Annotated in this window: 23 protein-coding genes; 12 read left to right on the forward strand and 11 right to left on the reverse strand. The window is 66.7% G+C overall.

Annotated elements, in window-relative coordinates:
• Positions 1–331 (forward strand): energy transducer TonB (locus tag V6M48_RS00245; protein ID WP_332810510.1); only part of this gene is annotated, 331 nt, incomplete at its 5' end.
• 124 nt (positions 332–455) lie between these two features.
• Here the strand turns inward: V6M48_RS00245 and V6M48_RS00250 are convergent.
• A complete protein-coding gene (locus V6M48_RS00250) occupies positions 456–2,105 on the reverse strand; it encodes a L,D-transpeptidase family protein (RefSeq protein WP_332810511.1) in 1,650 nt (549 codons plus the stop codon).
• A gap of 13 nt (positions 2,106–2,118) precedes the next feature.
• Positions 2,119–2,478: a YMGG-like glycine zipper-containing protein gene (locus V6M48_RS00255; RefSeq protein ID WP_332810512.1), complete on the reverse strand. Its 360-nt coding sequence runs from the start codon at positions 2,476–2,478 to the stop codon at positions 2,119–2,121.
• 423 nt (positions 2,479–2,901) lie between these two features.
• Here V6M48_RS00255 and V6M48_RS00260 point away from each other — a divergent pair, with 423 nt between their 5' ends.
• From V6M48_RS00260 to V6M48_RS00295, 8 genes are all read left to right on the forward strand, one after another.
• Positions 2,902–3,945, forward strand: coding sequence for a lytic murein transglycosylase (locus tag V6M48_RS00260; protein ID WP_443019016.1), 1,044 nt, complete (start codon positions 2,902–2,904; stop codon positions 3,943–3,945).
• A 147-nt stretch (positions 3,946–4,092) separates the two neighbouring features.
• Complete coding sequence (locus V6M48_RS00265; protein WP_332810513.1) at positions 4,093–5,265, forward strand: D-alanyl-D-alanine carboxypeptidase family protein; 1,173 nt, start codon at positions 4,093–4,095, stop codon at positions 5,263–5,265.
• A 16-nt stretch (positions 5,266–5,281) separates the two neighbouring features.
• A complete protein-coding gene (gene tmk, locus V6M48_RS00270) occupies positions 5,282–5,905 on the forward strand; it encodes a dTMP kinase (RefSeq protein ID WP_332810514.1) in 624 nt (207 codons plus the stop codon).
• Positions 5,902–6,915, forward strand: a complete 1,014-nt coding sequence (locus tag V6M48_RS00275) for a DNA polymerase III subunit delta' (protein WP_332810515.1) — start codon at positions 5,902–5,904, stop codon at positions 6,913–6,915. Before tmk ends, V6M48_RS00275 begins: the two co-directional genes overlap by 4 nt.
• Entirely contained in the window at positions 6,908–8,482 is a 1,575-nt protein-coding gene (gene metG, locus V6M48_RS00280) for a methionine--tRNA ligase (RefSeq protein ID WP_332810516.1), read from the forward strand. The genes V6M48_RS00275 and metG overlap by 8 nt, the downstream gene beginning before the upstream one ends.
• Entirely contained in the window at positions 8,482–9,255 is a 774-nt protein-coding gene (locus V6M48_RS00285; RefSeq protein WP_332810517.1) for a TatD family hydrolase, read from the forward strand. The genes metG and V6M48_RS00285 overlap by 1 nt, the downstream gene beginning before the upstream one ends.
• Positions 9,256–9,272: 17 nt before the next feature.
• On the forward strand, positions 9,273–10,037 hold the full coding sequence (locus tag V6M48_RS00290; protein ID WP_332810518.1) for an MBL fold metallo-hydrolase: 765 nt from the start codon (positions 9,273–9,275) through the stop codon (positions 10,035–10,037).
• Entirely contained in the window at positions 10,034–10,630 is a 597-nt protein-coding gene (locus V6M48_RS00295) for a retropepsin-like aspartic protease family protein (protein WP_332810519.1), read from the forward strand. Before V6M48_RS00290 ends, V6M48_RS00295 begins: the two co-directional genes overlap by 4 nt.
• Positions 10,631–10,656: 26 nt before the next feature.
• Here V6M48_RS00295 and V6M48_RS00300 read toward each other — a convergent pair whose 3' ends face one another.
• The 3 genes from V6M48_RS00300 to V6M48_RS00310 form a co-directional block, all read right to left on the reverse strand.
• Complete coding sequence (locus V6M48_RS00300) at positions 10,657–11,220, reverse strand: VOC family protein (protein WP_332810520.1); 564 nt, start codon at positions 11,218–11,220, stop codon at positions 10,657–10,659.
• 308 nt (positions 11,221–11,528) lie between these two features.
• Complete coding sequence (locus V6M48_RS00305) at positions 11,529–12,278, reverse strand: bestrophin-like domain (RefSeq protein WP_332810521.1); 750 nt, start codon at positions 12,276–12,278, stop codon at positions 11,529–11,531.
• Positions 12,279–12,573: 295 nt separating this feature from the next.
• Entirely contained in the window at positions 12,574–12,933 is a 360-nt protein-coding gene (locus V6M48_RS00310) for a cytochrome c (RefSeq protein ID WP_332810522.1), read from the reverse strand.
• Between the two features lie 353 nt (positions 12,934–13,286).
• Here V6M48_RS00310 and mazG point away from each other — a divergent pair, with 353 nt between their 5' ends.
• Entirely contained in the window at positions 13,287–14,048 is a 762-nt protein-coding gene (mazG, locus tag V6M48_RS00315; RefSeq protein ID WP_332810523.1) for a nucleoside triphosphate pyrophosphohydrolase, read from the forward strand.
• Between the two features lie 3 nt (positions 14,049–14,051).
• Here the strand turns inward: mazG and hflX are convergent, their stop codons facing one another.
• The 5 genes from hflX to dusB all read right to left on the reverse strand — a co-directional run bounded on the left by hflX (position 14,052) and on the right by dusB (position 20,762).
• Positions 14,052–15,362 (reverse strand): GTPase HflX, encoded by a 1,311-nt coding sequence (hflX, locus tag V6M48_RS00320; RefSeq protein WP_332810524.1) that lies wholly within the window; start codon positions 15,360–15,362, stop codon positions 14,052–14,054.
• 2 nt (positions 15,363–15,364) lie between these two features.
• The gene (gene hfq, locus V6M48_RS00325) at positions 15,365–15,859 is read right to left on the reverse strand and encodes an RNA chaperone Hfq (protein WP_332810525.1); all 495 of its coding nucleotides are present in this window, start codon (positions 15,857–15,859) and stop codon (positions 15,365–15,367) included.
• A 113-nt stretch (positions 15,860–15,972) separates the two neighbouring features.
• Positions 15,973–17,367, reverse strand: a complete 1,395-nt coding sequence (gene ntrX, locus V6M48_RS00330) for a nitrogen assimilation response regulator NtrX (RefSeq protein WP_332810526.1) — start codon at positions 17,365–17,367, stop codon at positions 15,973–15,975.
• Positions 17,368–17,371: 4 nt separating this feature from the next.
• The gene (locus tag V6M48_RS00335) at positions 17,372–19,537 is read right to left on the reverse strand and encodes a sensor histidine kinase (RefSeq protein ID WP_443019020.1); all 2,166 of its coding nucleotides are present in this window, start codon (positions 19,535–19,537) and stop codon (positions 17,372–17,374) included.
• Between the two features lie 226 nt (positions 19,538–19,763).
• Positions 19,764–20,762, reverse strand: a complete 999-nt coding sequence (dusB, locus tag V6M48_RS00340) for a tRNA dihydrouridine synthase DusB (protein WP_332810528.1) — start codon at positions 20,760–20,762, stop codon at positions 19,764–19,766.
• Between the two features lie 127 nt (positions 20,763–20,889).
• On the opposite strand from dusB, the gene V6M48_RS00345 reads away from it, so the two are divergent.
• Both V6M48_RS00345 and V6M48_RS00350 read left to right on the forward strand, forming a co-directional pair.
• Positions 20,890–22,074: a bifunctional 2-C-methyl-D-erythritol 4-phosphate cytidylyltransferase/2-C-methyl-D-erythritol 2,4-cyclodiphosphate synthase gene (locus tag V6M48_RS00345; RefSeq protein WP_332810529.1), complete on the forward strand. Its 1,185-nt coding sequence runs from the start codon at positions 20,890–20,892 to the stop codon at positions 22,072–22,074.
• Positions 22,071–22,619: a CinA family protein gene (locus V6M48_RS00350; RefSeq protein ID WP_332810530.1), complete on the forward strand. Its 549-nt coding sequence runs from the start codon at positions 22,071–22,073 to the stop codon at positions 22,617–22,619. The genes V6M48_RS00345 and V6M48_RS00350 overlap by 4 nt, the downstream gene beginning before the upstream one ends.
• Here the strand turns inward: V6M48_RS00350 and V6M48_RS00355 are convergent.
• Positions 22,544–23,041 (reverse strand): type II toxin-antitoxin system RatA family toxin, encoded by a 498-nt coding sequence (locus V6M48_RS00355; protein WP_332810531.1) that lies wholly within the window; start codon positions 23,039–23,041, stop codon positions 22,544–22,546. The genes V6M48_RS00350 and V6M48_RS00355 overlap by 76 nt on opposite strands.
• Positions 23,042–23,048 lie beyond the last annotated feature (7 nt).

The raw sequence follows: 23,048 nt of genomic DNA on the forward strand, positions 1-23,048 counted from the left end.
GGGAAGCGGCCAGGGCGCCGGGGGCGAGGGGGCTGGAGCGGGCGGCGCGGTGCATGCGCAGCGGCGCAGCGGCAGCCTGCGCGACCGCGATTATCCGCCTGCGGCGCGGCGGGAAGGAGCGGAAGGCATCGTCCATGTGCGCTTCACCGTCGACACCGACGGCCGGGCCGGGGGCTGCACCGTGACCCGCTCGAGCGGCCATGCCGCGCTCGATACGACCACCTGCAGGCTGATCGAGGAGCGCTTCCGCTACCTCCCGGCACGCGACGCGGAGGGGCGACCGGTGCCGGAGACGATCAGCCTTTTCTATCAATGGGGCCTGCGGCGGTAGAGTGATTTCAAGTCAGGTAGAATCACCTGACGACTCGGAAATCACGGAAAAACAAAGAAAATTAGACGCAATCCGGGTTCAATCAAACCGGAATTGTGTCTGAGGCTGCACACGGTTAAGCCGGTCAGCGCCCCGCGAACACCCGGCCTTTCGATCTCGCCATCTGCGCGCCGTCACGGCCGTAGACGTCCGATCGGAACGCGATGCCGCGCCCTTCGGGAGCCGCCGTCAGATAGGTGATGTAGACCGGCACCGGCCGCGGCAGGTCCACCCGCGATTCGGGCGGGCCGGCCGGTACCTTGAGCGGCTTGCCGAACAGCCAGCGCGCCAGGCGCGCCGCGTCCTCGAGGCGCACGCAGCCGGAGCTGAACTGGCGCTCGTCCTTGCGGAGCAGATCCTTCTCGGGCGTGTCGTGGAGGTAGATGCCGAGCGCGTTCGGGAACATGAACTTCATCTTGCCCATCGCATTCTCAGGGTTTGGAAGCTGGCGGACGCGCAGCTCCTGCGGGCCGTCGAGCACCGCTTTCCAATCGACCATCGCCGGATCGACGACCCGCGCCCTGTCCGACCAGTCGGACAATATCTGATAATGCTTCTCGCGGAGAAAGCCTTCGCCATGCTCGAGCACGCCGGCGGCGACCCGCTTGCGGACAAGATCCGGCGGAATGTTCCAATAGGGATTGACCATCGCGAAGCGGATGACGCCGGCCATCATCGGCGTCTGCTCGCTCGGCTTTCCGACCACGACTCGCATCGTGTCGCGCACCTGCCCGTCTTCATAGGCATAGAGGCGGGCCGAGGCGGCATCGACGAGGATGTGGCGGCCGCGCGGATCGGCCGGCAAGGCGCGGGCGCGCTGCAGATTGATGCGCAACAATTGCTGCTGCTCCGGCGAAGCGCCGCGGGCGGCCGGAGCGGGACGATTGATCGCGGCGAGCGTGCGGGGGCCGAGCCGGCCGTCCTGGGGCAGGCCATTGGCCGCCTGGAAGCGGCGCAGCGCACTCGCCACCGAGGCGTCGAACTGGCCATCGCGCTCAAGGCCGAGGCGCTCGCGAAGCAAGGCGACGCGCTCGCCGGTTGCGCCGAGACCAAGCGTCGGACCGGCGGGAAGCGGCGCTTGCGATCGTGGCGGCGCACCAGCCAAAGCGGCGGCGAGCGCATTGCGAAGCTTGCCGTAGATCGGGTGCATCCATCCGATATCGTCGAGATGCTGCCGCAACGACGGCGCGGCTGCCGCGGCATCGAGCACTTCGCGGGCCTTCGGCACCCTCGGTGCCAGCGGCTTCTCGACATAATGCATGGCGGCGGCGCGCTGCTTGCGAACATCGCGAACATAATCCGTGAAGCGCCGCGAGAGCAGCATCTCGGCCTTGGCCAGCGCCTCGGGCGCGCCGGTTCGCGCCTCGTCGATCGCATCGGCCAGCGCCTGCGGCCGGTAATCGTCCGGATCGAGGCCTTCGACGTCAGCCGTCGCGACCAGATCGAGGAACTGGTCGGCCTCGGCGCCGATCGTCGCGCCGCGGATCCATAAAGGGCGATAGCCGCGCGCCTTGTAGAAGGCGCGGACGTCGCGGGGCCCGCCTTCGGAGCGCAGCGCTGCCTCGACCGCGGCCCCAGAAGCAGCCGACGACGCGTAAGTCGGAACGGGGCCCTGCGCCTGCAGCACGGCCGGAGCCGCCGCCAGCGCGACGGTCGTGGCAACGAGCCAAGTCCGGGAAGGGGGGGTACGCGCCGGCCGCTGAGGGCCGGCGCGATGGTGGAACATCAAACGCATAGACGGTGGGTTATCAGCCTCGCTCGCCGCTGCGGACTTGAGGCGGCGGCTCGTAAGCTGCCGGAGCGGGGGCGGCAGGAGCGCCCTGATAATATTGGCCTTCGCGGACATAACCGTCAGCATAGCCGTCCTTGTCCTGGTCCGCCCAGACGGCACCGGCAAGACCGCCTACGGCCGCACCGATCGCGGCACCTGCGATCGGCGAGAGGCCGCCGACGACTGCCCCGACACCCGCGCCAGCGACCGCTCCGATCGCAGCGCCCGTTCCGGCGCTCTGAAGCGTATTTTCCTCCTGGGGGGTCGTCTCGCATGCGGTGAGCGAGAGGGAGCCGGCAAGCGCCAGCGCCAAGGTGGACGTTTTTACATGGTTCATATGCATCTCCTCGCAAATCGGGCCGAGGATGAACTTGGTCCACTCCTCAACAAACGCCGTGATCGGATGCCGCGGCGGCCCACACGTTTGCCCCCGCCCAACGTGACTATTGGAGAAACGTTCCAGCCGGGCAACGGAGCGAGAATATGCGCGTTTCACTGCAACCGCCGCCTCTCACAGGGGTTCATGTCGACGTTGCGCGCCTGATCGGCCGATGCTCGAACCTGCCCCGGAGCGCGTGGCGGGGCCAGTGTGCCGCCCGCGTTTGAGCCCTGGCGTGCCGCTGGTGCGATGGACCGGATTTGAGGCCGCTTCGGCCTGTGGCACGCCCACCTGAGTTGAGGGGCCTGAGCTTAAGGGGTGAGCTTAAGGGGCGGAAGTTTAAGGGCCGGAGTTTGACGGCCGGAGTGTAAAGGGGTGAGTATGCGTCGATTGTCCTGCCTCGCCGTGGCCATTGCTGCCGCCATCATGCCCCCAGCGGCGCCCGCGATCGCGCAAAGCGGGGCCTATAGCGCCGAGGGGTTCCGCGCCTATCTGCCGGCGCTGCGCGCGCAAGCGCTGGCCGCCGGCGTCAGCCGCGCCACGATCGACCGGATCTTCCCCGGCCTGAGCTTCAGCGCGCGGACGATCGAGCTCGATCAGGCGCAGCCCGGGGGCACTGCGGGCAGCCCGGCGATCCCCCCGTTCGCGCCCTATCAGCAACGCCATGTCACGCCCGATCTGATCGCGCGCGGGGCGAGCCGCTATGTCGCCAATCGCGCGCAGCTCACCGACATCGCACGGCGTTACGGCGTCACGCCGTCGGTGCTGGTCGCGATCTGGGGCCATGAGACCAGCTACGGCGCCGTCACGGGCAATTTCGATCTGCTCGATTCGCTCGCCTCGCTCGCTTACGAGGGGCGGCGGCGCCAATTGTTCGCCGACGAGTTCATCGCGACCCTGAAGCTGATCGACCGCGGCATTCCGCGCAGTCAGCTCAAAGGCAGCTGGGCCGGCGCGACCGGCTATCCCCAATTCCTGCCGAGCGTCTATCTCCGCCTCGCGGTCGATTGGGACCGCAACGGCCGCGCCGACATCTGGGGCAGCCAGGCGGATGCGCTGGCGTCGATCGCCAACTACCTCAGCAATGCCGGCTGGAAGCCGAACGTGCCGTGGGGCGTGCGGGCGAGCGTCCCGTTCAACCTCGACCGGGCTTCGCTTGCTACGCGCCTCGTCTCGCCCCGTTGCGGCCGGGTCCACCAGCGCCACACGCGCTGGCTGACGATCGGCGAGTGGCGCGCGCTCGGCGTCATCCCGCAAGGCAGCGCGCGCCTCGGCGACCGCGAGCTGGCAAGCCTGATCGAGCCTGACGGCCGCGGCGCCCCGGCCTATCTGCTCACCACCAATTACCGCGCGATCCTCGATTATAATTGTTCGAATTTCTACGCCTTGTCGGTGGGCTTGCTCGCCGACGCTGTCGAGCGCTGAAGCGGCTGGCGAGCGCTGAAGCGGCCGGCGAGCGCCGAACCGGCTGGCGAACCGGCAACCCAGTGGTTAAGGGTGGCGATCGGCGGATCGCGGCGGGCGATCTCACGCCGCACCATTATGTCGGGCCACATTCGGGAAAGTTGATCTATGAAGCCTAAGGCGCTGCTTGTCGGGTTGTTTGCCACCGCCCTCACGCTTCCGGCCGAAGCCGCCGCGCCGCCGTTCGACACGCCCGCGCCGGTCGCCTTCCTCAAGGATCTCTCGTCGGGCGCGGTGCTCTACGCGAAGGATGCGGATCGGCGCATGCCGCCGGCATCGATGGCGAAGATGATGACCACCCATATCGCGTTCAACCTGATCAAGTCGGGCGAGCTCAAGCTCGAGCAGATGTGCACGGTGCGGCCCGAGACCTGGCAGCAATGGCACGGGCCGCAGGCGGGCTCGACGATGTTCCTCTCCCCGGGTGAGCAGGTTAGCGTGCGCAATCTGCTGCACGGCATCGTCACGCTCTCGGGCAACGATGCGAGCGTCGTCCTGGCCGAATGCATCCGCGGCACCGAGCCGGCGTTCGCCGCGCTGATGAACGAGGAAGCCAAGCGGCTTGGAATGAACAATTCCAACTTCGGCAATTCCAACGGCTGGCCCGACGAAGGCGTCACCTACACCACCGCGCGCGATCTCGCGACCTTGGCCGAGGCGACGATCCAGGGCACGCCCGACCTCTACAAGCAATTCTATACCCAGCTCGAATTCACCTGGGGGCGGACGATGGGCGCGGGCAATCCGATCACCCAGGGCAACCGTAACCCGTTGCTGGGGCGGATCGCCGGCGCCGACGGCCTCAAGACCGGGCACACCGAGGAAGCCGGCTACGGCTTCACCGGGTCGGCCGAGCAGAATGGGCGGCGGCTGGTGATGGTCGTCGCCGGGCTCACCAGCTTCAATCAGCGCATCGAGGAATCGGTCAAGTTCATGAACTGGGGCTTCCGCGCCTGGTCGGCGCAGCCGCTCTACCCCAAGGGCAAAAGAGTCGGCGAAGCTCAGGTCCAGCTCGGCGACGAGGATCAGGTCGGGCTGGTCGCGCCGCGCAACCTCGCCGTGACGCTTCCGACCGGCACGGCCAAGGGCAATATCCGGGTCAAGATCGTCTACAACGGCCCGGTCAAGGCGCCGATCAAGGCCGGCCAGCATATCGCCGATCTCGTCATCACCACCGGCGACACCACCCCGCAGACGATGCCGCTGGTGGCGGAGAAAGCGGTCGGCGAGGCGGGCTTCTTCGGGCGGATCTGGGCCGGCCTCGCCTCGTTCTTCGGCTGAGCATGGCAGCCTGAGCATGCCAGGGCGCTTCATCACGCTCGAAGGCGGGGAGGGGGTCGGCAAGTCGACCCAGCTGGATCGGCTCGCGGCGGCGCTGCGCGAACGCGGCCACGAAGTCGTCGAGACGCGCGAGCCCGGCGGCAGCACCGGCGCCGAGGCGATCCGCCGGCTGCTGCTCGAGGGCGACCAGGAGCGCTGGTCGGCACCCGCCGAAGCCTTGTTGTTCGCCGCGGCGCGCGCGGACCATGTCGCGCGGACGATCAGGCCGGCGCTCGCGGAGGGCAGATGGGTGCTGTGCGACCGCTTCCTCGACAGCTCGCTCGCCTATCAGGGCGGCGCCGGCGGCGTCGGCGCCGATGCGATCAGGCAGCTCCACGAGATCGGCAGCGGCGGCCTGCTCCCGGACCGGACCTTGCTGCTTCGGCTCCCCGCTGAGGCGGCCGCGGCACGAGCACGCCGCCGCGACGGCGATGGGGCAGACCGCATCGGCGCGCGCGACGCGGCCTATCACGGTGCGGTCGCCGCGGCCTTCGCCGCGCTCGCCACCGATGAGCCCCATCGATTTCGCACGATCGACGCCGATGGTCCGCCCGAGCAGGTGACCGGCAAGCTGCTCCACGCGCTCGAGGATTTGCTGTGACCCCGTTGATCGGCCATGATCAGGCGATCGCCGAGTTCAGCGCAGGGCTCGCGAGCGGCCGGCTCCACCATGCCTGGTTGATCAGCGGGCCCGAAGGCATCGGCAAGGGCCTGTTCGCACGCAAGGCGGCGCTGAGGCTGCTCGCCGAAGGGGCGGGCAACGCGGCGGGCGGCCCGGGAGGCGGCGGAGCGCCGTTCGATGTCCCCGATGCTCATCCGGCGGTGAGCCTGATCGAGGCCGGAAGCCACCCGGAATATGCCGTGCTCGAACGGCTGACGCGCGAACCGTCGGGCGAGCTCGCGCGCAGCATCGTCGTCGACCAGGTCCGCGCGCTGCAACGGCTGTTCGCCAACACCCCGGCGCTGTCGCCGTGGCGGGCGGTGGTGATCGACTCGGTCGACGATCTCGAACGTTCCGCGGCGAACGCCTTGCTCAAGAATCTCGAGGAGCCGCCCGCCAAATGCGTGTTCTTCCTGGTGAGCCACGCATCGGAGCGCGTGCTGCCGACCTTGCGCTCGCGCTGCCGCCAGTTGCGCCTGTCTCCGCTCGGCGATGACGCCATGACGTCAGCTTTGCAGGCGGCGCTTCCCCAAGCGGACGACGAGGAGATCGCCGGACTGGTGCGCGCGGGAGGAGGGTCGCCCGGGCGGGCGATCGCATTCCGCGGGCTCGAGATCGACACGCTCGACGCAGCGCTCGACGATCTGGTGCGCAACGGCGATCCGACCAATGCCAAGCGCAGCCGGCTCGTCCAGAGCTTGTCGGGCAAGGCGGCGCAGCCGCGTTACGAGGCGTTCCTCGCGCGCGTGCCCTCGGTGATCGCCGCCCAAGCCAAGCAGCGCCGGGGCCCCCCGCTTGCCGAGGCGCTGCGCTTATGGGAAAGGGCGCACGACCTGGCCGGGAGCGCAACGCCGCTGTCGCTCGAACCCCAGAGTGTCGTCTTCGAGCTCGCCGGGATGCTCGCGGCGCTCGCAAATCCACAGAATCGTGACCAAAAGGCAGATGGCTGACCCTTTCTACATCACCACCGCGATCAGCTACCCCAACGGGCGTCCGCACATCGGCCATGCCTATGAGGCGATCGCCACCGACGCGATCGCGCGCTTCCAGCGGCTCGCCGGGCGCGACGTCTTCTTCCTGACCGGAACCGACGAGCACGGTCTGAAAATGGCCCAGACCGCCCGCGACAAAGGCATCGAGCCGGCGGCGCTCGCCGAGGAGATGTCGGCCTATTTCAAGCAGATGGATGATCGTCTGAACATCTCATACGATCGTTTCATCCGCACCACCGAGCCCGATCATCATCGTGCCAGCCAAGCCCTATGGCAGGCGATGGTCGACCGCGGCGACATCTACCTCGGCCGCTACGAAGGCTGGTATTCAGTTCGCGACGAAGCTTATTACGACGAGAAGGAGCTGGTCGACGGCGACGATGGGCAGCGCCTGTCGCCGCAAGGGACGGTCGTCGAATGGACGGTCGAGGAAAGCTGGTTCTTCCGGCTGTCCGCCTATCAGGAGCGCCTGCTTGCGCATTATCGCGACCATCCCGACTTCATCCGCCCGGAAACGCGCCGCAACGAGGTCGTGCGCTTCGTCGAGGGCGGGCTCTCCGACCTGTCGATCTCGCGCAGCAGCTTCGATTGGGGCGTCAAGGTTCCCGGTGCGCCCGATCATGTCATGTACGTCTGGGTCGACGCGCTGACCAATTATCTGACCGGCGTGGGTTATCCGGACGATACAGAGGCTTACAGGAAGTTCTGGCCGGCCAATATCCACATCATCGGCAAGGACATCATCCGCTTCCACGCGGTCTATTGGCCGGCGTTCCTGATGTCGGCGGGCCTCGCGCTGCCGCGCCAGGTGTTCGGCCACGGTTTCCTGCTCAACCGCGGCGAGAAAATGTCCAAGTCGGTCGGCAACGTCGTCGATCCGCTCGCGCTCGCCGAGGCGTTCGGGGTCGACCAATTGCGCTACTTCCTGCTGCGCGAGGTGACCTTCGGCCAGGACGGCAGCTACGGCGCCGAGGCGATCGTCAATCGGGTCAACGCCGATCTCGCCAACAGCTTCGGCAATCTCGCGCAGCGCACCTTGTCGTTCATTGCCAAGAATTGCGACGGCGTGCTTCCCGAAGGGGGGAAGGGCGCTCCGGCCGATCAGGAGCTGCTCGCTTTGGTTTCGGCAGCGACGCGCGAGGAGGTGCCGCGCGCGTTCGAGGAATTGGCGCTGTCGCACAGCATCGAGGCGTGGCTGCGCGCGGTGTTCGCCTGCAACCAATATATCGACGCCCAGGCGCCGTGGGCGCTGCGCAAGACCGACCCGGAGCGGATGCAGTCCGTGCTCGCGACGCTCTATGCCGCGATCCGCGACCTCGCGATCGCGATCCTGCCGGTGATCCCAGCCTCCGCAGGACGCTTGCTCGACCAGATGGGCATCGCGGCGGAGGAGCGCACTTATGCCGCGCTGGCCGACGAGCAACGCTATTCGAGGCTGGCTGCGTCGGGCTTTCGCCTCCAGGCGCCGACCCCCATATTCCCACGGCTGGAGATGCCGGCAGACGCAGTTCAGACCGAGGCCTGATGTTCACCGACAGCCATTGCCACCTCAACTACAAGGGGCTGGTCGAGGACCAGGAGGGGGTGCTTCGCCGCGCGCGCGCAGCCGACGTCACGACGATGCTCAACATCTCGACCCGCGCGAGCGAATGGGACGAGGTGATCGCCGTCGCCGAGCGCGAGGATGACGTGTGGGCGTCGGTCGGCGTCCATCCCCATGACGCCGACACCCATCCCGACGTCGAGACGGCAACCCTGGTCGACAAGGCGCAGCATCCGCGGGTCGCCGGCATCGGCGAGACCGGGCTCGATTTCTACTACGACCGCTCCGACCGCGCTCGCCAGGCGGCCAGCTTTCGCGCCCATATCGCCGCCGCGCGCGAAAGCGGCCTGCCGGTGATCGTCCATACGCGCGATGCCGAAGCCGAGACCGCCGGTATTCTCGCGGAGGAGATGGAGAAGGGGCGCTACGGCGGCGTCATCCATTGCTTCACCGCGAGCACCGATTTCGCCCGCAAGGCGCTCGATCTCGGCCTTTATATCTCGATCTCGGGCATCGTCACGTTCAAGAACGCGCGCGACCTGCAGGAAACCGCCCGGGCATTGCCGCTCGAGCGGCTGCTGATCGAGACCGATAGTCCATTCCTCGCGCCGGTGCCGCATCGCGGGCGGCCGTGCGAGCCGGCGTTCGTCGCCGACACCGCCCGCTTCCTGGCCACGTTGCGCGGCGAGCCGCTTGAGCGGCTCGCCGAGGCGACGAGCGCGAACTTCCGCAGCTTGTTCGCCAAGGCGGCCTGAATGGCGGGCGCGGCGCGGTGAAGGTCCGCATCCTCGGCTGCGGCACCTCATCGGGCGTGCCGCGTATCGGCAACGACTGGGGCGAATGCGATCCCGCCGAGCCAAAAAACCGCCGCCGCCGCGTGTCGATCCTGGTGGAGGAGGGGGAGACGCGCGTGCTGGTCGACACCAGCCCCGATCTTCGCGACCAGCTGATCGACGCCGGTGTCACCGCGCTGAGCGCCGTGATCTGGACGCACGATCATGCCGACCATTGTCACGGCATCGACGATCTGCGCCAGCTCTACCATTTCCGCGGCGCTCCGATCCCGGGCTATGCGCGGCAGGAGACGCTCGACAGCCTGCATCAACGTTTCGGCTATGTGTTCAACGGTGCCGGCGGCTATCCGGCGATAGCCGAGGCCCATCTGCTTCCTGACCGGCTGACGATCGGCGAACTCGCGATCGCGATCGTCGATCAGCCGCACGGCCCGATCACTTCGGCGGGGATCCGCTTCGACGCCGGCGGGCGCTCAATCGTTTATTCGACCGATTTCAATGTGCTGACCGAAGAAATGGCGGCGCAGTTCAAGGGCGTCGACCTTTGGATCGTCGATGCGCTGCGGCGGCGCCCGCACCCGACCCACCCGCATCTCGATCAGGCGCTGGCCTGGATCGATCGCATCGCGCCGCGGCGCGCGATCCTCACGCACATGGATAATTCGATGGATTATCAGGCGCTTCGTGCGATGCTTCGAGAGGATGTCGAGCCCGGTTACGACGGCATGGCGATCGACTTATGAGCGCCGGCGATCAGGCGGTGAACTTCATCTATCTGCTGGGCGTGCTCGTGCTGGTGCTGAGCGCGCTGCTGGCGCAGCGTGTTCCGGTCCGCAAAAGCCTGCAGATGGCGGCGGCCTGGGCGCTGATCTTCGCGGCAGCCTTCGTCGCGTTCACGCTCAAGGACGATTTCGTCGATCTTGGCCGGCATGTCATGGCCCAGGCGCGGCCCGGCACGAGCGCGGTCGCCGAAGGCGAGACAATGCGCATCCGCCAGTCGCCCGACGGGCATTTCTGGGTCGCCGCGACGATCAACGGCAGGAGCGCGACGTTCATGATCGACAGCGGCGCCACGATCACCAGCATCTCGACCTCGACCGCGCGCGCTGCCGGGATCGAGCCGAGCGGAATGCCGGCGGTCGTGCAGACCGCCAACGGGATGGCGCGGGTCGAGCGCGGCCGCGCCGAGCGGCTCGCAATCGGCACGATCGAACGCGAAGACGTCGCCGTCCACATCAGCGAGGGCTTCGGAGAGGTCAATGTGATCGGGATGAACTTCCTGTCATCCTTGTCCGGGTGGGGCGTCGAAGGGCGCTGGCTGGTGCTCAAACCCTAAGCGCACCGGGCAACCAGGCCGCCCGCTCATGCAGGGGGAGGGCCGGGATACCATTCTTCCGGTTCGGGAAGCGAAAAATTCTCCGGCAGCTCGACGAGCTCGACCCCAAAGCCGGTCGAATTCTCGGTATCGACATAACAATAAGGCACCTGGCCCATGAAGCGGCCGCTCTGGGTGACCGTATAGCCGCGGCGGACGAATTCCTTGATCCGATCCTCATAGCTCATGCCGTTGCAGTCGACGGCGACGTGGTGGATGCTGTCGCCGTGCTTTTCGAGCCATTCGCTGTAGATCGAATTGCCAGTGAGCGGCTGGATGACTTCCCACCACATCGCGCCCGACCAGGCGATCGCGAGCCGCGCCGAATGGCCGTTCTTCTCGCCGCGATAGACGAGGTCTTCGATCAGATCGTCGTTGAACGTGTAGATCTTCCACGGTCCGATCCCGATGCGGACGAACTGCTCGAGCGTCCGGTATATGTCTGCGGTGACGACGCAGATCTGGAACGTCTCCCCGACGAAACTGTTCGAAAGGGTGGTCGGAGAGGTCACCTTCACATCCATTTTAACCACCGGCATCTCCTCGCCCATTGATTTTCTCCTTATGGTTCAGCTGGATCCCTCGTTGAGTTCGGGACGCTTGGCAGCTCCTATGGAAGGCGCCCCTGGTCACACGCCGCATGTCATTTGCCGCCGCGAAGGACGCTGCGACAGCACAAAGTGAGTATGTCGCATACGCAATGCATGTCAATCGAGCTGTCGGCCGACGCAAAGCTGCGCTCACCCGCCATGCGCATGCCAGGGAGAGATGTCGCGACGGCGTCTGGAGCGGCGGCAGATACTCCAGAATTCTGATCTGCGCTGCATTCCCACTTCGCGGAAGCGTGGGGCCGGGTGCCTCAGCGATCGAAACGTTGGGGTGGCTGCGACTTGAGGGTCTCGAGGAGCATGATCATTGCCTTCTGGGACTCGCGGGCATGACCCGATACCGGACGGTTGAGGTCCGCAATGATGGTGATGGAGAGCGAGACCAGAAGAAACAGGACAAGCGCGGCGCGCTTGCCGCGCGGTCCGTCCACCTGGCGACCGACCACGGCGGCAGTGACGCCCAGATAGACGATGATGAGCAACAGCACCTCGACCGGAACGCGCAGATCCCAGGCGATCTTTCGCTTGGCATCGAGATCGATCACCTCGTTGAAGGTCGTCAGCAGGGCGGTCGTCAGCCCGTGCGCCGCAGCGGAGTCGCGCGCCGCCTTCACATTTGCCCAGATCTCCACCAGCAGGGCGTCGTTGCGCCTGAGATAGTCGCCGGCACCCGCACCTGCGGTCGCAAGCTGAATGCGGTTCTGGGTGTAGTTCACCAGGAGCTTGCTGAGCGCTCCACGATGAGGCTCGTCGAGGAGCTGGGCGCGCAAATAGGCGGTGCCGATCGCATTGGCTTCCTGCGTTACCAGCTCGCGCCGCGTCTCGTAGCGGTTGAGTGCCATTCCAAAGGTGAAGCCAAGCAACAGCCCGAGAAGCCCGAGCACGCCCCCAAGCAAATAGCCTTCCTGCGCGACCGAGGACTCGGTTTCCTGCTCCCGATGGCGCGCACGGCGCCTTGCGGCACGGCGCACCACCTGGCCCCCCGCGGCCGAGATCAGCATCAGCGCGAACGTTCCGATCGCAATTGCAGGAACGGACAGATCGGACAGCCAATCCGATAGCGACCCAGGCTGCATTCGGGGTCTCCTCCCACCAATGCTCTCGATAGAATAGGGCTATTCGCGACCAATCGCTACCGTCCGGCCTTCAAGCCGATGGTCTGCGGTCTTCTCGCCGGCGGCATCGGTCGGCTTTCGGGGAGGGCCGGGGTCGCGATCGCTACGTCGGGGCCGGGCGTCTCGACCCTGGTGGCAGGCCAGGAACCTGTCGCCTGGGTAGGTGCGGCGGCGCCGCAGGTTACCAGTCCGGGGTTCGCCGATAACTCGGGTCCCTCAGCGTCATCATGTAATCGACCAGGGCTCGCACTTCGGGCTCCCGGAGATAGAAGTCCATCTCGCGCGGATAATTGTGGGCGCCGCGAAGCCAGGCCGCAAGCGTTTCGGCTGTCAGGCCTTCCTTATTAACGATGACCTCGAAGGACGGCGCGTTGGAACGGGGCGACATATCGGATCGGCCGGTACCATGGCAGGCGGCGCAGGAGACCTGCGCCAAAGCTTGCCCCTCGGCGGGCGCCACCGGCTGCGTCGAGATAGCTCCCGGCTCATGATGGGCTGCTGCGACGAGCAACGGCAGGCAAAGCAGGAGCGGAGGTTTCACGTCTCTTCTCCTTGAAGGCTCTTCATGCGAGCGTACATCGGATCGGAGCGCGTATGTTCCGGCTCTAAGGGATGAAATTCCATAAGGAGAAGTCCTTAGTCCGCTGGGCGTGGACGAGGCAGATGGGACGCGAACAGGATGCGCTCCCGCCAAGCCTTGCTGATTGACGATGACCGGGAAACAAGGGGCGTTCGATCTGCGCGACGTTCCGGTCCGTTCGATGACATCGCACGGGGGACGTGAGGGCTTGGCGGCCAGCGAGGCCGAAGTCGCTTGCGCGCATTTCGCCGGTGCCTAGGGTGGCGAGATGTCACACTCCAAATTTTACATAATGTATATTATCGGACTTTTAGATGGATGATGCCAGAGCGGCCCCCACCGGTACAGGGCTCCCCCGCCTGATCGAGATCATGCGCCGCTTGCGCGATCCAGATGGCGGTTGCGCCTGGGATCGCGAACAGACGTTCGAGACGATCGCGCCTTATACGATCGAGGAAGCCTATGAAGTCGCCGACGCGATCCGCCGCGGCGACCTTGCCGAACTCAAGGATGAGCTTGGCGACCTGCAGCTCCAGGTCGTCTATCATGCTCGGATCGCTGAGGAATCAGGCGCTTTTACGATCGATGACGTCATGACGGCGGTTTGCGACAAGATGGTCCGCCGCCACCCCCATGTGTTCGGCGACCAGGCGGAAAGCCCGGGCTGGGAAGCGCTCAAGGCGGCCGAGCGCGGCGAGAAGCAGGATCCGAGCCTGCTCGCCGGGGTGGCGCTCGCCTTGCCGGCGTTGAAGCGCGCCGAGAAGATCCAGAAGCGCGCCGCGCGCGGCGGCTTCGACTGGCCGGATCCCAGCGGTCCGCGCGCCAAGATCGACGAGGAGCTGGCCGAGCTCGACGACGCGGGCTCGCACGACGAGCGGGTCAACGAGCTAGGCGACCTGCTCTTCTCGATCGTCAATTACGCCCGCCACCTCGACATCGACCCCGAAGCGGCGCTGCGCGGCGCGGTCGACAAGTTCGAAGCGCGCTTCCGCACCGTCGAGGCACTCGCGCAGCGCCCGCTCGCTGAGATGGACCTTGAGGAGCTCGAAACCTTGTGGCAGCAGGCCAAGGGTTGAGGATTAAAGCGCGCGCTGAAGGCTTTGAAAGCGCGACCAATTCTCGTCGGATATCCTGACCTGGAGCTCGGTTTCCATCCCATTGTGCTGCTGCTCGACGACCTCGCCATTGGCGTGGAGCCAGGCCAGGGCCTCGCCGTCGCCCGCCGGCAAGGTCAGCCGCCGCAGCTTGCTGCCGGCGCGCAGCCGTTCGGCCGCGGCCAACAGCAGGCGATCCACCCCCTCGCCGGTCAGCGCCGAGATCGGCACGACTTCCTCCTTGCGCGCCGCCTCCGCCTCGACCCGCTCGCGCTGGTCGGCCGGAAGCAGATCCACCTTGTTCCACGCCTCGATCCGGGGCGCGCCACCCTCGCCCGGCCCTGAGACCAGGCCGATCTCAGCGAGCACCTGCTCGACGTCCTCGCGCTGCGCGTCGCTGTCGGGATGCGCGATGTCGCGGACGTGGATGATCAGGTCGGCCGAGAGGACCTCCTCGAGAGTCGCACGGAAGGCGGCGACGAGCTGGGTCGGGAGATCGGAGATGAAGCCGACCGTATCGGAGATGATCGCCTTGTCGAAGCCGGGCAGCGCGATCTCGCGCATCGTCGGGTCGAGCGTCGCGAACAGCAGATTTTCCGCCATCACGCTGGCATTGGTCAGGCGATTGAACAGGGTCGATTTGCCGGCATTGGTGTAGCCGACCAGCGCGATCACCGGCCACGGCGCCTTTTGCCGCCGCGCGCGGTGCAGCCCGCGGGTGCGCGCGACCTGGTCGAGCTCGCGCTTGAGCTTGGCGATGCGATCGCGGATCAGGCGCCTGTCGGCCTCGATCTGGGTCTCGCCCGGGCCGCCGAGGAAGCCGAAGCCGCCGCGCTGCCGCTCGAGGTGGGTCCACGAGCGCACCAGCCGGCCCGCTTGATAATCGAGATGCGCGAGCTCGACCTGCAGCCGGCCTTCGGAGGTCGCCGCGCGCTCGCCGAAAATCTCGAGGATCAGGCCGGTCCGGTCGATCACCTTGGCCTTGGTCGCGGTTTCGAGGTTGCGTTGCTGGATCGGCGTGATCGCGGCGTCGACGATCAGCAGTTCGGCGCCGCTCTCCGCAACCGCGGCGGCGATCGCCTCGACCTGGCCGGAGCCGAGCAAGGTCGCCGCCTTGGCCGAGCGGACCCGGAAATAAAGCCGTTCCACCACCACGATGCCGATCGCTTCGGCCAAGCCGGTGGCTTCATCGAGGCGCGCCTCGCTATCGCGCACGGCGGCGCCGCCGAGATCGGGCACGACAATGACAGCTTTTGCGCCGCGGCTGACATCAGCCTCGGATGGATTATCGGACATGATTAGGCAGTCGGATCCTCGGCTTGCTCGACGAAGCTCACAGGATTTTCCGGCTGAACGGTCGAGATCGCATGCTTGTAGACGAGCTGCGACAGCCCGTCGCGCTGGAGCAACATGCAGAACAGGTCGAACGCGACGATCTCGCCCTGCAGCATCACGCCGTTGATCAGGAACATCGTCACCGGCTCCTGGGCGCGGCGCACCGCGGTGAGGAACACCTCCTGGAGCAGAGCGGGCTTCTTCTTCTCCACCTGCTCGGCGAACAGCCGTTCGATGTCGCCGAGGTCGAGCGCCTGCGACGGCATGATCGTCGAGATCGCATGCTTGTAGATCAGCTGCGCCTGCCCGTCGCGGCGCAGCAGCACCGAGAAATTGTCGAACCAGGTGATGATGCCCTGAAGCTTGACGCCCTTGACCAGAAACATCGTGACCGGTGTCTTCGAGCGACGCAGGCCATTGAGAAACATATCCTGAAGGTTGTTGACCTTATCGGCCATCGCCTTTCTCCTTATTGGCAGGCGGCCGGCCCAACGGGCACCCGCGGTGGGTCAAGCTCCCTTATAGCTTCACCGCCACACTTGTTCCACTGGAGTGCGACCAACCGGGCAAATCAGTTCTTGTCCCCCTCCTCGCCCTTGGTCTCGCCGATCCCGAGCGCCTTGAGCTTGCGGTGGAGCGCCGAGCGTTCCATGCCGATGAACGTCGCCGTCCGCGAGATGTTGCCCGAGAAACGGCGGATCTGAACGCGCAGATATTCGCGCTCGAACGTCTCCCGCGCCTCGCGCAGCGGCGTGCCCATGATCGCCTTGACCGCCTCCCCCGGGCTGAGCTGGGCCTGATCGTTGATGATCTCGGGCGGCAGCATGTCGATCTCGATCGCGCCCTTGCGCGCACCCGGCGCGAGGATGATCGTCCGCTCGATGACGTTGCGCAGCTGGCGCACGTTGCCCGGCCAGTCGTACGCCTGCAGCGCGGCGATCGCGTCCGACGAAAAATTGGGCGTCGGGAAGCGCTGCTCGGCGGCATAACGCGCGGCAAAATGGTTGATCAGCTCGGGAATGTCCTCGCGGCGGTCGGCCAGCGCCGGCAGGTGCACCGGGACGACGTTGAGCCGGTAGAACAGATCCTCGCGGAAGCGCCCCGCGCCAATCTCCTCGGCGAGATCGGTCGCCGTCGACGAGACGACTCTCATGTCGACCTTGACGACGCGTTGCCCGCCGACCCGAGTGAAGCTCTGATCGGTCAGCACGCGCAGGATCTTGGCCTGGGCGGGGATCGGCATGTCGGCGATCTCGTCGAGGAACAAGGTGCCGCCATGCGCCTGCTCGAGCAGCCCCGGGCGGACCAGTTCGTCCCCCTCCTCCACCCCGAACAATTCCTCCTCGACCCGTTCAGGCGTCATCCGCGCGGCGCTGACGACGACGAACGGCGCCCTGACACGCGGGCTCCAGTCGTGCAGCAGGCGCGCCGCGACTTCCTTGCCCACCCCCGCCGGACCGCTGAGCAGCACTCGGCTGCCGGTCCCGGCGACCCGCTTCAATGTCGCGCGCACCGCATTGATCGCGACGCTCGATCCGGTCAGCTCGGTGTCCTGCCCGATCTGCGCCCTGAGCGTCTCGTTCTCGCGCCGCAGCCGCTCGGTCTCGGTGGCGCGGTTGACGAGATGCAGCAGGTGCCCCGCCTCGAACGGCTTTTCGATGAAATCGGCCGCGCCCTGGCGGATCGCGGCGACCGCGGTGTCGAGATTGCCGTGACCGGATATCATCAGCACCGGCAGGGTCGGATCGCGCCGCTTGATCTCTTCGAGAAGCTGGAGCCCGTCGAGCTTCGAGCCCTGCAGCCAGACGTCGAGCAGCACCAGCGACGGCCTGCGTTCGGCCAGCGCGGCGAGCGCCTGGCGGCTGTCGGCCGCGGTCCGCGGCGAATAGCCCTCGTCCTCCAGGAAACCCGATACGAGATCGCGAATGTCCTGCTCATCGTCGACAATAAGTACATCTAATGCCATGATATCAGCCGTTTACCGCTTTATCTGAGGAATAGTTCGTATTGGCGCTGTCGAGCCGGGCCAACGTCTCGGCGTCGAACAACAGGCGCACCCTTGTGCCTCCCCCGGGCGCATCGTCGAACACAATCGTCCCGAAATGCTCCTCGACGATCTTCTTGACGATCGCGAGGCCAAGGCCGGTGCCCTTGGCGCGGGTGGTCATATAGGGTTCGGTCAATGTCTGCCGGTCGGGGGGCAAGCCGACACCGGTGTCGGTGACGTCGATCCGCAAGGCGGTGCCTTCCTGGCTGATCGCGACACTGACCTTGTCCCGGCCTCCGCCCTTCCCTGCGCCTGAGCCCGAGCCTGAGCCTGCGTGGTCGGTGCCCGCCTGTTCCTTTTTCTGCTGAATGGCTTCGACGCCGTTCTTGACCACATTGGTGAGCGCCTGCCCCAATTGGCGCCGGTCGCACACCAGCTTCAGCGGCGGCTCCGGCGCCTCCAGCTCGAACGTGATGTCGGTATGCGCCACCTCGTGGAGGAACAGCACCTGCCGCGCGATCTCGGCGACCGCTTCCTCGCGGAACACCGGCTTCGGCATCCGCGCGAACGACGAGAATTCGTCGACCATCCGGCGCAGATCGCCGACCTGGCGGACGATCGTCCCGGTCAGCCGCTCGAACGTACCCGGATCGGACTTGACCTCGCCGCCGTAGCGGCGCTGCAGCCGCTCCGCGGCAAGCTGGATCGGCGTGAGCGGGTTCTTGATCTCGTGGGCGATCCGGCGCGCGACGTCGGACCAGGCCGCACGCCGCTGATCGACCAGCTGCTCGGTGATGTCGTCGAAGGTGACGACATGGCCGGCCTGCACGCCGACGTGCTTGACCGCGAGCGTGCGCGGCTCGCCGCCCGAGGCGAACTGGATGATGTCCTCGCGCGCATCGCTGTCGAGCTGACGGTCGAGCTCGGGCGCGAGATCGCTCAGTTTCTGGCCCACCGCCATCGCATTGCTCGTCTTGAGCAGCGCTTCGGCCGAGCTGTTGATCAGCCGCACGTGGCGATCATGGTCGACCGAGACGACGCCGGCGGTGACGCCGGACAGCACCGCTTCGATGAACGTCCGGCGGCTGTCGAGCTGGTTGTTGGCCGTGACCAAAGCGCCGGTCTGCTCCTCGAGCCGGCGAGTCATCCGGTTGAACGCATTGCCGAGCGTGCCGACCTCGTCGTGAATCCGCGACGGCGGCACGCGCGCCGAAAGATCGCCAGCGGCGACACGCCGGGCGGCATCGACCAGCTGGCCGACCGGCCGGACGAGCCGGTCCGCCAAGGCCAGCGCGGTCCAGATCGCCAGCGCGACGATCAGCAACGAGATCACCAGCAGCGCGGCATTGAAACGGAACTGCAGGGTCCGCGATCGCGCCAGCAAGGCGGTGTAGTCGCCGACCACGGCTTCCGCGCGCCCAAGCTGGCTCGTCATCTCCGGGTCGAGCACGCGCGCCGCATAGACATAGGTCGTATCGCCGATCGGCAGCCGGGTAACCGCGCCGATCCGGTCGCTGCTCTGCAGCGGCACGCTGGTCCGCCCTTCGCGAAGCTGCGCGATCACCTGCGGCGTCACCACCTTGTCGAGGGGTCGGTCGTAGGGATTGACCAGCACCAGCGAATGGATGCCGCCATCGGCGGCAACGTTGAGGATCACCGCTTCGGAAAGGTTGCGGTAGTAAACCTGACGCGCAAAGCTCTCTGCGAATTGGGGATTATCCAATTGCCATTGGGAGAGATAGCCCGCCAGGTCGGTCGCCATCGTCTCGGTTTCCTTGCCGACCCGTTCGACCTCCTGCTTATTCGCCTCGCGCGCGATCGTCGCGGCATTCTCGAGCATCGCGCGGGCACGGTCGGAGAACCAGAAATCGGTTCCGCTCTGGAAAAGCATCGAGGCGAAGATGACGACCAGCAAGGTGGGCACGCTGGCGACGACCGAGAATAGAGCGACGAGCCGAACGTGGAGCCGCCCCCTCCCCCCGATCGGCGACGCGGCGGCCCGCCGCATCGCGATCCGGCGCGCCGCGAGCACCATCAGCGCCATCGCGGGAACGAGGTTCGCGACCAGCAGCATCGCCACCATCGGCGGCGTCAGCAAAGGCTGCGGCGAACTCTGCCCAGTCAGCACGAAATAGCTGACGACGATCATCGCGACGAGCGCGACCAACGCGCCGACCTCGAGCAGCGGGATGAACGGACTGCGCCGCAACGCGATCGAAAGCCGGCGCCACCAGCGCGGCTTTTCGCTAAAAATGGTCGGCGCTTCGACGTTCACGTTGCCGTCCTACCACAAGAATGTGGCCGGAAAAACACAGCGGCTGCTACGAAGATGTTCGTTTCGGCGCGGGAGACGATACGCTCGCCGCTTCCAAGCTCTAGGCGGCAGCTTTTTCGAGCCAGGGCGCGTAGAAATCGGCGAGCATCGCCCGGGCGCGGTCGGCGTCGGCTTGCTGATTGAAGGCGTTGCGGAATTCGGCCGAGCCGTGCAGTCCACGGGTGTACCAGCCAATGTGCTTGCGCGCGACATTGGTGCCGACTTCCCGCCCATAATGGCTGAGCATTGCGTCATAATGGCTTGCGATGACGTGATATTGCTCACTGATGCTCGGATCGGGGCGCTGCTCGCCGGTCTTCAGCCAATGCATCATCTGGCCGAGCAGCCACGGCCGACCATAAGCGCCCCGCCCGATCATCACGCCATCCGCGCCGGATTGGTCGAGCGCCGTCTCGACATCGTCCACGGAGCAGATGTCGCCGTTGACGATCACCGGCAAGGTCACCGCTTGCTTGACGTTGCGCACGAACCGCCAGTCCGCCTCGCCCTTGTACATCTGATTGCGGGTGCGGCCGTGGACGGTGATCATCTGCACGCCCAGATCCTGCGCGATGCGGGCAAGCTCGGGCGCGTTGAGCGAGGCGTGGTCCCAGCCCATGCGCATCTTGAGCGTCACCGGCAAGGTGACCGCCTTGACGGTCGCATCGATGATCGCGGCCGCGAGCTTGAGGTCGCGCATCAGCGCCGAGCCGGCCTCGCCGTTGACCACCTTCTTGACGGGGCAGCCCATATTGATGTCGATGATCGCCGCGCCGCGATCCTGGTTGAGCTTGGCGGCTTCAGCCATCTCGGCGGGCGCGCAGCCGGCGAGCTGCATCGACACCGGATCCTCGATTGGGTCCCAGGCCGCCTTCTGGAGCGATTGGCGCGTCTCGCGGATCATCGCCTGGCTGGCGATCATCTCGGTCACCGTCAGACCCGAGCCATAGGTCTTGACGATGCGCCGGAACGGCCGATCGGTGACGCCGGTCATAGGCGCGAGGATGACGGGCGCATCGATCCGGACGGGGCCGATCGAGATGGGTGAAAGCCGGGTCATAAGTGGCTGAAGCCCTTAGTCGTTCAGACGTCGGGCGGCAAGCCGGGGCGACTTGCCGCACGCTTCGACGGTACCTCGGCACGGCAGATCATTTCACCCGCGCCTGAAATCGTCTAGGGCCTCCGCGATGAGTGGTCCGGGCAGAACAGTGGCGCTGGTCGTGGCGGCCGGAGCCGGCAGCCGCGCCGGCGGTGCGCTCGCCAAGCAATTTGCCCCTCTGGCAGGCGAAACGGTGCTTGCCCATGCGGTCGACCATCTCCGCCACCCGCAGATCGACGAGCTGCAGCTCGTGATTGCTCCCGGGCAGGAGGATCTGTGCCGCCGCGCGCTCGGGAACCGTGCCCTCCCCGCCCCCGTTGTCGGCGGTGCGACGCGGCAGCAGTCGGTCCGCAACGGCCTCGAAGCGCTGGCTGGGCGAGGCGATGTGGCGCGGGTGCTGATCCATGACGCCGCGCGGCCGTTCGTCCCCGACGCGGTCGTCGACCGCCTGCTGGCGGCGCTGGAGCAGAATGAAGGAGCCGTCCCCGTGCTTCCCCTCGCCGACAGCCTCGCGCTTGCAGACGGTAGCCCGGGAGCCGATCCCATGCTGGGCGATGCCGTGCCGCGCGACCGGCTGGTGCGGGTGCAAACGCCGCAAGCGTTCCGCTTCCCGGCCATCCTGTCGGCGCATCTTGGCTGGGCGGGTGCGGCCGACGCGACCGACGATGCGCAGGTCGCGCGTGCGGCCGGGCTCAGGGTGGCGACCGTACAGGGCGACGATAGGCTCGACAAATTGACCTTCGCCGAGGATTTCGAGCGTGCCGAGCGCCGGATCGCGTCAGCGATGACGAGCTGCACCGGGCTCGGGTTCGACGTCCACGCCTTCACCGCGGGCGATCATCTCTGGCTCGGCGGCGAGCGCATCGCGCACGAGCGCGGCCTAGCCGGCCACAGCGATGCGGACGTCGTGCTCCATGCCCTGACCGACGCCTTGCTCGGCGCTTGCGGCGCGGGCGATATCGGCGATCACTTCCCGCCGAGCGATCCGCGCTGGCGCGGCGCCGCCTCGTCGGGCTTCGTCGGTCATGCGGCGGCGCTGATCGCGGGGCGCGGCGGCCGCATCGACCATGTCGACGTCACGATCATCTGCGAGGCGCCGCGCATCGGACCGCACAAGGAGGCGATCCGCGCCAATGTGGCGCATCTGCTGCAGCTGCCGCCGGCGCGGGTCAGCATCAAGGCGACCACAACCGAACGGCTCGGCTTCACCGGCCGCGGCGAAGGCATAGCGGCGCAGGCCGTCGCCACGGTTCGACTTCCGGAGGAAAAATGAGCGACAATCGGGACTATTGCCTCCCGCCGCAATTGGTGGAGCTGGCGCGGCAGGTGATCGAGGCCAATCGCGCGGCCGGGCTTCGGGTGGCGGTGGCGGAAAGCTGCACCGGCGGGCTGGTCAGCGCCGCGCTGACCGAGATTGCGGGCTCGTCCGACGTGTTCGAGGCGGGTCTCGTCACTTACGGCAACCAGGACAAGATCAACATCCTGAAAGTCAGCGAGGAAGTGCTCGACACGTTCGGCGCGGTCTCGGTCGCGACCGCCTGGGCTATGGCGCAGGGCGCGCTGCGGATCACCAGTGCCGACACGGCGGTGGCGATCACCGGCGTTGCCGGCCCTGCCGGCGGCAACGAGCGGAAACCGGTGGGGACGGTGGTGTTCGCGCGCGCGCGCCGCGGCGCGGATCCGGACGAGGTCGTCGCCGATCGCAAGGAGTTCGGCGATCTCGGCCGCGGCGGGATCCGCCTTCAGGCGGCGCTGTGCGCGCTCGAGCTGCTCATGCCGGTCGACGCGCCGCGGTTGGAGACCTCCCCTTCCCCATAAAGCGCATGCGCGCGCTCCTCGAACGCGACGATCATCCGCCGCAGGGCGCGATCGAACATCTGCCCGGCGATGGCCTCGAAGATGCGCGACTTGAACGCGAAGTCGACGCAGAAGTCGAGATGGGTGCCGCCCTTGCCGTCCGGCTCGAAGCCCCATTCGTTGCGCAGATATTTGAGCGGCCCTTCGATATATTCGACGAGGATCTTGCGAGGCCGCTGCTTGGTGACTCTCGAGGTGAACGTCTCCTTCAATGATTTGAAGCCGACCACCAGGTCGGCGATCATCAAGGTCTCGCTGTCGGACCGGATCCTCACCGCGGCCACCCACGGCAGGAATTCCTGGTAGCGTTTGACGTCGGCGACGAGGTCGAACAACTGCTCCGGCGTGTAGGGCAGGTTTCGTTTTTCGGTGTGGCGGGGCATGCTCTAA

The sequence above is a fragment of the Sphingomonas sp. genome (assembly GCF_036677245.1).
GTDB lineage: Bacteria > Pseudomonadota > Alphaproteobacteria > Sphingomonadales > Sphingomonadaceae > Allosphingosinicella.